This is a genomic window from Streptomyces sp. JK94 (assembly GCF_053613315.1).
In genome coordinates, this window is record NZ_JBSICH010000014.1 from 208,480 (window position 1) to 220,104 (window position 11,625).

An 11,625-nucleotide genomic window follows, 5' to 3' on the forward strand; every position below is an offset into this window, starting at 1 on the left:
CCGGTACGTCTGCTGTCACGGCCGTGAAGTCAGCGAAAGGGACGATGTGACCGGCATCTCGGGAGATATCGCACGCGTCGGCGTGGTGGGCTGCGGTCAGATGGGGGCGGGCATCGCCGAGGTGTGCGCCCGCTCCGGTCTGGAGGTGATGGTCGCCGAGACCACCGGCGAGGCCCTGGAGATCGGCCGGACCCGGTTGTACAACTCGCTCACCAAGGCCGCCGAGCGCGGCAAGATCACCGAGGAGGAGCTCGACGCGACGCAGGCGCGCCTCAGCTTCACCACCGACCTCGGCGAGTTCGCCGACCGTGACCTGGTGATCGAGGCCGTCGTCGAGAACGAGCAGGTCAAGACCGAGATCTTCCAGGTGCTCGACCAGGTCGTGATCCGGCCGGACGCGATCCTGGCCTCCAACACCTCCTCGATCCCGCTGGTCAAGCTGGCGGTCGCCACCTCGCGGCCCGACCACGTCATCGGCATCCACTTCTTCAACCCGGCCCCGGTGCAGCAGCTCGTCGAACTGATCCCGGCGCTCACCACCTCCGAGGGCACGCTCAGCCGGGCGCAGCTCTTCACGGAGAAGGTGCTCGGCAAACACGCCATCCGCGCCCAGGACCGCTCCGGCTTCGTGGTCAACGCGCTGCTGATCCCCTACCTGCTCTCCGCGATCCGCATGTTCGAGTCGGGCATCGCCAGCCGCGAGGACATCGACAACGGCATGGAGATGGGCTGCGCCCACCCGATGGGCCCGCTGAAGCTGGCGGACCTGATCGGCCTGGACACGGTCGCGTCGGTCGCGTACTCCATGTACGAGGAGTACAAGGAGCCCCTGTACGCCGCTCCCCCGCTGCTCCAGCGGATGGTCGACGCCGGACGGCTGGGCCGCAAGACCGGCTCGGGGTTCTACACCTACGGCTGACACCGCGGAGGTCGGCCCGGCCCGGTGCGGTCGGGCCGGGCCCCGGCCGGCATCCGGCAGCTCCCTTCCGCCGGAGACCGGAGGACCGGGCCGATCCTCGACGGACCCGCGCGGGCAGGCCGCCGGACGGTCTGCGAACACCGTCAGCCTGGTCATCCGCCCGGGGGTTCGGAACCGGCGGCCGGAGGGTGGCCGTTCGTCGGTCCGGCGCGGGATCGGTGCGGAGCGGCGCGGGTCACGTAGGGCCGGCACGGGGAGTGAGGTGGTGCGGGCCCGGTACCCGACGCTGACAAGGTGCCGGGCCCGTGGCGTTCACACGGTGTGTGCGGGCCGGGTCCGCATATGCCCTTCGCACACTCTCCCCGGAGCTCCACCGGGCGAGTTGACTCAGCATGCACATGCAAGGGACGTGAGACGACTACGGAAAGGAGCGGTCTCGTGACCGCCGATCCCGAGCATTTCGTCGCCCAGGGAGAACTCGCGGAGTTACGACGCCGGCTGGACGTGGCCTACGCCCGCGTCGAGGGCGGACTGGCCCTGCTCTCCCACCGTACCGAGGAGACCACCAAGGAGCTGGACGAGCTGAACACGCGGCTGACCGCCCTGGAGCACGCCCGCTGGCCGCTTCCCTCGCTCGCGGTGGTCACCGCCGTGGGCGCCCTGGTCGTGGCGGTCTGGCAGGCCATCGGGCGTTAGCCCCTAGGACGTCAGGCCATGCCGCCCGGGCCGGGCGGGCCGTCCTGCCCGAGCCTGAGGTGGTGCAGCAGGAGTAACGCGGCCGCCATGTTCGCGGCCGGGACCTCCCCCCGGGCGACCAGGTCGGGAACGACCTTGAGCGGGACCCATTCCCGGCGGTCCGACTCGAAGGCGTCCACGGGGTGTCCGACGTACGTACCCTCGTCGGCCCAGTAGATGTGGTGCCGGGCGTCGGTGAGCCCGTTGGACGGCTCCACGCTCATGAGGTGGTGCAGCGGTCCCGGCCGCCAGCCGGTCTCCTCCTCCAGTTCCCTGGCCGCCGCCACCGCGACGTCCTCGCCGTCCTCGACGACGCCGGCCGCGAGTTCCCAGCCCCAGCTGTCGGTGATGAAACGGTGCCGCCACAGCAGGAGGACCTCGCCCGCGGCGTTCACGACCGTGGCCACGGCCACCGGGCGCATCCGTATGAGGAAGTGGTCGAGGTGCCGGCCGTCCGGGAGCGCGACATCAGCGAGGTGCACGCTGAACCAGCGATTCGAGTACACATTTTGTTCGTTCTGTTTCGTCCACTGCACGGTTCTGCCACCTTTCCTTGAGTAGGTGGCAATATCGCAGCAGCGACGGACCAGCAGCAGGCGCACGGCGGCCGCTCACGGCGCAGTGGTGGCGCGGCGGGTTCCGGGCGGGGACGTCAGAGCGGTACGCGCAGGGCCCCGTCGATGAGTTCGGCGGCCTCGGCCGTGCCCGCGCCGCCGCTGCGCACCAGGTGCTCGCGGACCGCGCGGAGTCTGTCGCGCAGGCGCTGGGACTCCATGCCGCGGGCCTGTTCGGCCATCTGCACCGCGGTGGCCACGGCCTTGTCGGCGTTGCCCCGGCGCAGCTCGATCGTGCTGAGCATGGCGAGCCGGTGCACCCGGCCCCGGTCGTGCGCGGGGATGTCGACGGCCGCCGCCGCGTGCTCCCCGGCCGCCGCGAGTTCGCCGAGGCTGAGCAGGGCCTCGGCGACCTGGACGTTGACCAGGCCGGGCTGGACGTAACCGGTCTCGTCGGGTTCGTATCCGCGCCGGATGCGCTCGGCCGCCTGCTCGGCCCGCCGGATGCAGGACAGGGCGCTCGTGCCGTCGCCGAGGTGGGCGTACGCCTTCGCCTGCATCGCGTAGAGGTCGGAGGCGAGTGCCGGGGTGATGTGCCGGCCGGCGGCGCGCAGCGCGGCCTCGGAGAAGGCGACGGCCTGGCGGTACTCCCGCAGGAACAGCGCCTGGTTGACCAGCAGCGCGATGACGTAGGCACCGAGGCCGCGGTCGCCGCTGGCCTTGGCGAGCCGCAGGGCCTGGTGGAAGTAGCGCTGGGCGAGTCCGTGGGCGTCGGAGTCGTACGCGCAGATGCCGGCGACCGCGACCAGTCCGCCGGTGGCCCGGTGGAGCTGGCGGCCGGTGGCGTCGGTGTAGCCGCCGCGCAGCAGCGGGGCGGCCTCGGAGTTGAGGAAGCCGACGATGCGGGCGCGGGTCGCGACGCCGCCGGCCTTGCGGTACATCTGCTCGTAGTGGGCGCGGGCCGAGCGCAGCGTCTGGAGGTCGGCCGCGGTGACCCGGTGCGGGCCGCCGCGGGAGACGTCCACGTCCTCGGGCGGGTTCTCCCACTCCCACACGGGCATCACGGCGGGCGTGCCGGTGAGCGCCGGGGCGCCGAGGACGTGGGGGCGCTGCTGCTGGTCGGAGCGCCACAGGGCGGTCGCGCGGTCCACGAAGCCGGACAGTGAGCCGGTGTGCGGGACGGCCGGCTCACCGGGCGCGCCGAGGCCGATGTCGTCGAGGGTGACCGGGCGCCTGAGCCGGGACGCGAGGACCTCGCAGATCAGGTCGGGCACCTGGCCGCGCGGGCGCTGCCCCTTCAGCCACCGCGCCACGGCGGTGTGTTCGTATCTCAGCGCGAGCCCGCGCGTCCGGCCGGCCTGGTTGACGTGCGCGGCCAGTCCGGCGTGCGAGATCCCGGCCTCGTCCAGGATCGCGTCGAGCAGGGTGTTGGGCTGCATGGGTGCCCCCGGTGACTCGGTGCCCGACAGCGTAGTGCGTCGGTCTTCACACGGGGTGTGAACGGAGTACGCGCGTCCGCGCCGTGTGCGCGCTGTCGCGGCACGTTCCGGGACCGGTTGACTGAGCTGCCTCGAAAGAGGCCGGCCGGGCCGCCGGCTCCCCCCTCGTCCAGTGCGGCGGCCCGTTTCACGCCGTCCGCCCGGCCGCCTGCCCGACACTCCGTGGCGGGGCGGACGGCCGGCCGGCTCGGCAGGCTCCGCGGAGCGGCTGGACGCCGTTCGGTGCGGGTGCGTTCCCTGCCGCAGGCGTGTGAGCGCTCGTCGCACCCCTCCAGGGACGGTGCGCCGACGCAGCCGAGGGGCGCGGGGAGCCGTGCGGGCAATCGCCGACTGCCACGCTGCCGCCGGCCGGCGGCTGCCCCGCGCCCCTCGGGCGAACCGCTAACTGCGCAGCACCGCTCCAAGACGCTCGCCCGCGAGGGCGACGGCCGCGTCCCGGGCGGCCGACGCCTCGTCGACCGTCAGCGTCCGGTCCCCCGCACGGAAGCGCAGCGCGTACGCCAGGGACTTGCGCCCCTCGCCGAGCTGCTCCGCGTTGTCGTAGACGTCGAAGAGACGGATGGACTCCAGCAGTTCACCCGCACCGTCGCGCAGCGCCGCCTCGACCTCGGCCGCCGGCACGAACGCGTCGACGACCAGGGCGACGTCCTGCGTGGCGACCGGGAACGTGGAGATGCCCGGGGCCTGCGGGGAGTCGTCGCCGACCCGCTCCAGGGCGTCGAGGTCCAGCTCCATCGCGCAGCTGCGCGCGGGCAGACCCAGCGTCTTCAGGACGCGCGGGTGCAGCTCACCGGCGTGTCCGACGACCCGCTCCGTGCCGTCGACGGTGATCGTCAGCTCGGCGCAGCGGCCCGGGTGCCAGGGGCCGTACTGGCCCTTGCGGGTGCCCAGGTTGGCGCCGGCCTCGCGGGCGACGGTCCGGGCGGCCTCGACGGCGTCGGCCCAGTCCGCCGGACGGCCCTTGCCCCACCAGCCGCCCTGCTCGCGGGCACCGGCCAGGACGACGGCGACGTGCCGCGGCTGGTCGGGCAGCGCGGCGTCCAGCGCGGCGAGGTCCTCCTCGCCGGGGCGCCGGTCGACGGGCAGGCCGGCGGCGACGCGCTGCTCGTCGCGCGGGTGGAAGACCAAACCGGTCTCGAACAGCGCGAGGTCGTGCGAGCCCCGGCCGTCGTTGCGGCGCAGCGCGCCGAGCAGACCCGGCAGCAGCGAGGTCCGCAGCGCGGGCTCCTCGTCGCTGAGCGGGTTGACCAGCCTGACGACGCGGCGGGCCGGGTCGTCGGCGTCCAGCCCGAGCTGGTCGAAGACCTTCTCGCCGACGAACGGGTAGTTCGGCGCCTCGACGTACCCGGCACCGGCCAGGGCGCGCCCGACGCGGCGGTGCAGCCGCTGGCGGGCGGTCAGGCCGCGGCCCGCCGGGGGCCTCGGCAGCGTGGAGGGCAGGTTCTCGTAGCCCTCCAGGCGGATGACCTCTTCGGCCAGGTCGTTCGGGTCGGTGAGGTCGGGCCGCCAGGACGGGACGGTGACGATCAGCTCGTCCTGGCCGTACACGTCGCAGCCGACCTGCTGGAGGCGGCGTACGACGGTCTCGCGGCCGTACTGCACGCCCGCCACCTTGTCCGGGTGGTCGGCCGGGAGGCTGATGGTGTGCGGCACGGGCGGGGCGCTGAGCTCCGTGACGCCGGACTCGGCGGTGCCGCCGGCGAGCAGCACCAGCAGGTCGACGGTGCGCTGCGCGGCAGCGGCGGCGGCCTGCGGGTCGACGCCGCGCTCGAAGCGGCGGGAGGCCTCGGAGGACAGCTTGTGCCGGCGGGCGGTGCGCGCGATGGCGACCTGGTCGAAGTGGGCGGCCTCGACGACCACGTCACTCGTCGCGTTCCCGCCGGTCCCGGAGGCGTCGTGGTCGGCGATCTCCGTGTGGGCGCCGCCCATGACGCCCGCGAGGCCGATCGGTCCGCGCTCGTCGGTGACGACCAGGTCCTCGGCGTGCAGCTTCCGCTCGACACCGTCGAGGGTGACGATCTTCTCGCCCTCCGCGGCCCGGCGCACGCCGATGGTGCCCTGGACCAGGGAGCGGTCATAGGCGTGCAGCGGCTGGCCCAGCTCCATCATCACGTAGTTGGTGACGTCGACGGCGAGGGAGATCGGGCGCATGCCGACCTTCTGCAGGCGCCGCTGGAGCCAGATCGGGGAGCGTGCCTCGGCGCTGAGGCCGGTGACGGTGCGGGCGGTGAAGCGGTCGCAGCCGGTCGGGTCGGCGATCTTCACCGGGTAGCCGTAGGCGTTCGGGGCGGGCACGTCGAGCAGGGCCGGGTCACGCAGCGGCAGGCCGTAGGCGATGGCGGTCTCGCGGGCGACGCCGCGGATGGACAGGCAGTCGCCGCGGTTGGCGGTGACGGCGATGTCCAGGACCTCGTCGACCAGTTCCAGCAGTTCGACGGCGTCCTTGCCGACCTCGGTCTCCGGCGGCAGCACGATGATGCCGTGCGTGCCGTCGTCGCCCATGCCCAGCTCGTCGCCGGAGCAGATCATGCCGTGGGACGTCCTGCCGTAGGTCTTGCGGGCGCTGATCGAGAAGCCGCCGGGCAGGGTGGCGCCGGGGAGGACCACGACGACCTTGTCGCCGACGGCGAAGTTCCGGGCGCCGCAGACGATCTCCTGGGGCTCTCCGGTGCCGTTGGCCTGTCCGACGTCGACGGTGCAGAAGCGGATCGGCTTCTTGAAGCCCTCCAGTTCCTCGATGGTGAGGACCTGACCGACGACCAGGGGGCCCTTGAGGTCGGCACCCAGGTGTTCGACGGTCTCGACCTCCAGCCCGGCCGAGATGAGCTTGGCCTGGACGTCACGGCCGGTCTGCGTGGCCGGCAGGTCGACGTACTCCCGCAGCCAAGAAAGCGGGACCCGCATCAGATCTCCATCCCGAACGGCCGGGTGAAGCGCACGTCACCCTCGACCATGTCTCGCATGTCCTCGACGTTGTGGCGGAACATCAGCATCCGCTCGATGCCGAACCCGAAGGCGAAGCCGCTGTACTTCTCCGGGTCGACGCCGCAGGCGGTGAGCACCCGCGGGTTGACCATGCCGCAGCCGCCCAGCTCGATCCAGCCCTCGCTGGAGCAGGTGCGGCAGGGCCGGTCGGGGTTGCCGACGGACGCGCCCCTGCAGACGTAGCAGAGCATGTCCATCTCGGCGGACGGCTCGGTGAAGGGGAAGAAGTTCGGCCGCAGCCGGGTCTTCATCTCCGCGCCGAACAGCGACCGGACCATGTGGTCCAGGGTGCCCTTGAGGTCCGCCATCGTCAGGCCCTCGTCGACGGCGAGCAGCTCGACCTGGTGGAAGACGGGGGTGTGCGTGGCGTCCAGCTCGTCGGTGCGGTACACACGGCCGGGGCAGATCACGTAGACCGGCAGCTCGCGGTCGAGCAGTGAGCGGACCTGCACGGGCGAGGTGTGGGTGCGCAGCACGACGCCGGCCTCGGTGCCGCCCTCGGGGCCCTGCACGAAGAACGTGTCGGCCTCGCCGCGGGCCGGGTGGTCCGGGCCGATGTTCAGGGCGTCGAAGTTGAACCACTCGGCCTCGGCCTCGGGCCCCTCGGCGACCTCGTAGCCCATGGCCACGAAGACGTCCTCGATGCGCTCCGAGAGCGTGGTGAGCGGGTGGCGGGCGCCGGCCGGTACGCGGTCGTAGGACAGCGTGACGTCCACGGCCTCCTCGACCAGGACCCGGGAGTCTCGCTCGGCCTCCAGCTCCTCCTGGCGGGCCGCAAGGGCCTTGTTCACGGCGCCGCGGGCCATGCCGACGCGCTTGCCGGCCTCGGCCTTGGCCTGCGGGGGCAGGGCGCCGATCTCGCGGTTGGCCAGCGCCAGCGGCGAGGTGCCGCCGGTGTGGGCGACCTTGGCCTCCTGGAGCGCGTCGAGCGAGTCCGCAGCGGCGAAGGCGGCGAGCGCCTCGTCCCGCATGCGCTCGATCTCTTCCGGTTTCAACGCCTCGACCTCGACAGGGTCGTACGACTTATTCGGTGCCGACATCTCTTCCCGTGCTTCCGATTGGCTGGCTGATGGTCCCCGTCACCGGCTCGTGGACGAAGCTTTCGCGGCTGAGCGTCTCCGTCTGCGGGACACAAAGGTGCCAAAGGCCGAGTCTAACGGGGTGGTGGAAGGCGTATGCGCCCGCGGTGCTCAGGCCAGGTAGGCCGGGGCCGCCACGGGCAGCGTGAATCGGAACTCGGCGCCGCCGCCGGGGGCGCGGCCGACGGTGATGGTGCCGCCGTGGGCCTCGACGATGCCCTTGACGATGTACAGCCCGAGGCCGGTGCCACCGCGCTTGCTGCCCCGCCAGAAGCGGGTGAAGACGCGGTTCATGGACTCCTCCGGGATGCCGGCCCCTTCGTCGCTCACCGTGACCGATGTGCCGATGTCCTCCCCTTCGCGGGGGGACGCCGTGGGCGTGACGTCAATGGTGACGGTTCCCTCGCCGTGCCGCACGGCGTTTTCCAGCAGGTTGCCCAGCACCTGGTCGACCTTGTCCGGGTCGGCCCACAGGTCGGGCAGCGGCCGGGAGACGCGCAGCAGGAAGCGTCCGGCCTCCTGGCCTGCGGCGACGTACGCCTGGATGTGGCGGCCGACGGCGGCTCCGATGTCGACGGGCTGGCGGCGGACCTCCAGTCGGCCCGAGTCGATGCGGGAGATGTCCAGCAGCTCGGCGATGAGCCGGGTGACCCGGTCCGCGTCGGCGTCCACGGTCTCCAGCATCAGCCGCTTCTGGTCGTCGGTGAACCGCTCCCACTTGGCCAGCAGGGTCGCGGTGAAGCCCTTGACGGAGGTGAGCGGGGAGCGCAGTTCGTGGGCGACGGTGGCGATCAGCTCGGCGTGGCTGCGCTCGGTGCGGCGGCGGGCCTCGGTGTCGCGCAGGGTGACGACGACGCGGTGGACGGGGCCGGTGGGTCCGGTGCGGACGTAGCGGGCGGCGACGAGGACTTCCCGGCCGCCGGGCAGCAGGAGGTTGCGCTCGGGCTGACGAACGCGGATGGCCAGCCCGCCGTACGGGTCGGTCAGCTGCCACCAGCGCCGGCCCTCCAGGTCCTCCAGCGGGAGGGCCTTCTCCAGCCGCTGTCCGAGGGCTTCGGCGGCGGGGACCGCGGTGATGCGCGCGGCGGCCGCGCTGAAGCAGATGACACGGCCCCGCTCGTCCGCGACCACGAGGCCGTCGGGCAGCTCGTCGGGGTCGATGCCGAGGCCGGCGGGATCGCGGGGCGCGGGCGGACGCGGCGCCTGGTGTGCTCCCGGTGCGCTGCTCGTGCCGACGCCCATCCCCGTACCCCGCCTCTCAACCGCTCAGGGGCCTTGAGCTGGTCACCCTACTAGGCCTCGGTGACGGAGCGGCACCCTCCGGCGGCACGCTGTGCACGCGCCGATGCGTAGAGACATACGGCCGCGGCGGTGGCGAGGTTCAGGCTCTCGGCCTTTCCGTGGATCGGGACGCGCAGAACGGCGTCGGCGAGTGCACGGGTCTCCTCCGGGAGCCCCCAGGCCTCGTTGCCGAAGACCCAGGCGGTGGGGCCGCCCATGCTGCCCTCGTCCAGCTCGGCGTCGAGGTCGTTCGCGCCCGCGCCGTCGGCGGCCAGGACGCGTACCCCGGCGTCGCGGAGTCCGGCGACGGCGCGCTCGACGGGGACGCCGACGGCGACCGGCAGGTGGAAGAGGGAGCCGACGGAGGCGCGCACGGCCTTGGGGTTGTACAGGTCGACGGAGGCGTCGGTGAGGACGACGGCCTCGGCGCCGGCGGCGTCGGCGCAGCGCAGCACGGTACCGGCGTTGCCGGGGTCGCGGACGTGGGCGAGGACGGCGACGAGTCGGGGACGGGCGGCGAGGATCGCGTCGAAGGGGGTGTCCAGGAACCGGCAGACCCCGACCAGGCCCTGCGGAGTGACGGTGGTGGAGACGTCCTCGATCACCTGCTCGGGGGCGAGGTGGATTCGGGCGCCCGCGTCACGGGCGGCGCCGATGATGTCGGCGTGGCGTTCGGCGGCCTCGACGGTGGCGAAGAGCTCGACCAGGGTGTCCCCGTACACCGCGGCCTCGCGCACGGCCTGCGGTCCCTCGGCCAGGAACAGCCGCTCCTTCCCCCGGAAGTTCCGCTTCCCCAGCCGCCGCGCGGCGGCGACCCGGGGGGAACGGGGGGAGATCAGTTCGGGGACGGCGGGACGCATGCTCTCTTTCACCTTCACAGATTCGTCGACGCGGGCTGCAACGCCGCCAGGGGTGCGGGGAACCGCGCGGCCGGCCACGACGCGCCCGCGGCCGAAACCCGTGCGCCGGACGGCAGTCGAAGGACCCGCAGGCTCGAAGCCTGCGGGTCCTTCGGCGTCGGCTCAGAGCCGGCGCGGCGTCACGCGGCCTTCGGCGCGTTGACGTCGCTGGGCAGCGCCTTCTGGGCGACCTCGACGAGCGCGGCGAACGCGCCCGCGTCGTTGACGGCCAGCTCGGCGAGGATCTTGCGGTCCACCTCGACGTTGGCGGCCTTCAGACCCTGGATGAAGCGGTTGTACGTGATGCCGTTGGCGCGGGCAGCGGCGTTGATGCGCTGGATCCACAGCTGGCGGAAGTCACCCTTGCGCTTCTTGCGGTCGTTGTAGTTGTAGACCAGCGAGTGGGTGACCTGCTCCTTGGCCTTGCGGTACAGGCGCGAACGCTGACCGCGGTAGCCGGAGGCCTGCTCGAGGATCGCCCGGCGCTTCTTGTGGGCGTTGACTGCCCGCTTGACGCGTGCCACTTGTTAACTCCTTGTAGCGGGGCCGCGGTGGTCGTCACGCGGCCCGGTATCGATTGGGTCCCGGTCCTGGCGTACGGCGCTCAGTGCAGGCGCCGTGACGTCACTTGCCGAGAAGCTTCTTGATCTTCGCGGCGTCGCCCGGGGCCATCTCGGCGTTGCCGGTGAGGCGACGCGTCACGCGGGACGACTTGTGCTCGAGCAGGTGGCGCTTGCCGGCGCGCTCACGCAGCACCTTGCCGGAGCCGGTGATCTTGAAGCGCTTGCTGGCACCGCTGTGCGACTTGTTCTTCGGCATAGCGCCGTTCTCTCCTCGTCGGTGGCGCTCCGGTGCCCGGTCGTGAAACCGGGCACGGTGGAGCGTCGCTTGTATCGGTTACGTCCTGGGGACCGGGTCCCCCGGAGTCACGCCTCGGCGGGAGCCTCGGCCGGAGCCTCGGCGTCCACGGCGTCGCTCTCCGCGGCGTTCTGCGACTTGCCGGGGTTGGCTTTCGCGTCGGCCTTGCGGGCTTCCTGCGCCTGGCGAGCCTCGGCCATCGCCTCGGTCTTCTTCTTGTGCGGACCGAGGACCATGATCATGTTTCGGCCGTCCTGCTTCGGGTTCGACTCCACGAACCCGAGGTCGGCCACGTCCTCCGCCAGACGCTGCAGCAGTCGGTAGCCGAGTTCCGGCCGGGACTGCTCGCGACCACGGAACATGATCGTGATCTTGACCTTGTCGCCCTGCTTGAGGAACCGAACGACGTGACCCTTCTTGGTGTCATAGTCGTGCGGGTCGATCTTCGGCCGGAGCTTCATCTCCTTGATGACCGTGTGCGCCTGGTTCTTGCGCGCCTCACGGGCCTTCATGGCCGACTCGTACTTGAACTTCCCGTAGTCCATGAGCTTGCACACGGGCGGACGGGCGTTCGCCGCGACCTCGACGAGATCGAGGTCGTACTCCTGCGCAAGCTCCAGGGCCTTGGCAAGCGGGACAATCCCGACCTGCTCGCCGCTGGGACCGACAAGTCGCACCTCGGGAACGCGAATCCGGTCGTTGATGCGGGGCTCGGCGCTGATGGATCCTCCTCGGTAGCACCACGCGACGGTCTGGCGGACAGCCGCGTAACGTCTGTGTTCGATAGACCTGATCGCGCCGGCGCAACAAAAATGC

11 protein-coding genes are annotated in these 11,625 nt (G+C 72.1%); 2 read left to right on the forward strand and 9 right to left on the reverse strand.

What is annotated here, in order from left to right; all coding sequences use genetic code 11:
• Positions 1 to 46: 46 nt before the first annotated feature.
• Together ACVV2G_RS14145 and ACVV2G_RS14150 are read left to right on the forward strand one after the other, a co-directional pair.
• Positions 47 to 919: a 3-hydroxybutyryl-CoA dehydrogenase gene (locus tag ACVV2G_RS14145; RefSeq protein WP_453843024.1), complete on the forward strand. Its 873-nt coding sequence runs from the start codon at positions 47 to 49 to the stop codon at positions 917 to 919.
• Between the two features lie 438 nt (positions 920 to 1,357).
• Positions 1,358 to 1,615, forward strand: coding sequence for a hypothetical protein (locus ACVV2G_RS14150; protein WP_453843025.1), 258 nt, complete (start codon positions 1,358 to 1,360; stop codon positions 1,613 to 1,615).
• An 11-nt stretch (positions 1,616 to 1,626) separates the two neighbouring features.
• On the opposite strand, the gene ACVV2G_RS14155 is transcribed toward ACVV2G_RS14150, so the two are convergent.
• The 9 genes from ACVV2G_RS14155 to infC form a co-directional block, all read right to left on the reverse strand.
• Complete coding sequence (locus ACVV2G_RS14155; RefSeq protein ID WP_453843026.1) at positions 1,627 to 2,190, reverse strand: NUDIX hydrolase; 564 nt, start codon at positions 2,188 to 2,190, stop codon at positions 1,627 to 1,629.
• 116 nt (positions 2,191 to 2,306) lie between these two features.
• Positions 2,307 to 3,647: an NsdA family TPR-like regulatory protein gene (locus tag ACVV2G_RS14160; protein ID WP_453843027.1), complete on the reverse strand. Its 1,341-nt coding sequence runs from the start codon at positions 3,645 to 3,647 to the stop codon at positions 2,307 to 2,309.
• 441 nt (positions 3,648 to 4,088) lie between these two features.
• Positions 4,089 to 6,611 (reverse strand): phenylalanine--tRNA ligase subunit beta, encoded by a 2,523-nt coding sequence (gene pheT, locus ACVV2G_RS14165; RefSeq protein WP_453843028.1) that lies wholly within the window; start codon positions 6,609 to 6,611, stop codon positions 4,089 to 4,091.
• Positions 6,611 to 7,732: a phenylalanine--tRNA ligase subunit alpha gene (gene pheS, locus ACVV2G_RS14170; protein ID WP_453843029.1), complete on the reverse strand. Its 1,122-nt coding sequence runs from the start codon at positions 7,730 to 7,732 to the stop codon at positions 6,611 to 6,613. The genes pheT and pheS overlap by 1 nt, the downstream gene beginning before the upstream one ends.
• Before the next feature lie 150 nt (positions 7,733 to 7,882).
• Positions 7,883 to 9,013: a sensor histidine kinase gene (locus ACVV2G_RS14175; protein WP_453843030.1), complete on the reverse strand. Its 1,131-nt coding sequence runs from the start codon at positions 9,011 to 9,013 to the stop codon at positions 7,883 to 7,885.
• Between the two features lie 50 nt (positions 9,014 to 9,063).
• Positions 9,064 to 9,912 carry a TrmH family RNA methyltransferase gene (locus ACVV2G_RS14180; protein ID WP_453843031.1) on the reverse strand — a complete coding sequence of 283 codons (849 nt, stop codon included), beginning with the start codon at positions 9,910 to 9,912 and terminating at the stop codon, positions 9,064 to 9,066.
• 179 nt (positions 9,913 to 10,091) lie between these two features.
• Positions 10,092 to 10,475, reverse strand: a complete 384-nt coding sequence (gene rplT, locus ACVV2G_RS14185; RefSeq protein WP_004002577.1) for a 50S ribosomal protein L20 — start codon at positions 10,473 to 10,475, stop codon at positions 10,092 to 10,094.
• Positions 10,476 to 10,575: 100 nt separating this feature from the next.
• The gene (rpmI, locus tag ACVV2G_RS14190) at positions 10,576 to 10,770 is read right to left on the reverse strand and encodes a 50S ribosomal protein L35 (RefSeq protein ID WP_003977225.1); all 195 of its coding nucleotides are present in this window, start codon (positions 10,768 to 10,770) and stop codon (positions 10,576 to 10,578) included.
• A 107-nt stretch (positions 10,771 to 10,877) separates the two neighbouring features.
• Positions 10,878 to 11,531, reverse strand: coding sequence for a translation initiation factor IF-3 (infC, locus tag ACVV2G_RS14195; protein WP_453843094.1), 654 nt, complete (start codon positions 11,529 to 11,531; stop codon positions 10,878 to 10,880).
• Positions 11,532 to 11,625 lie beyond the last annotated feature (94 nt).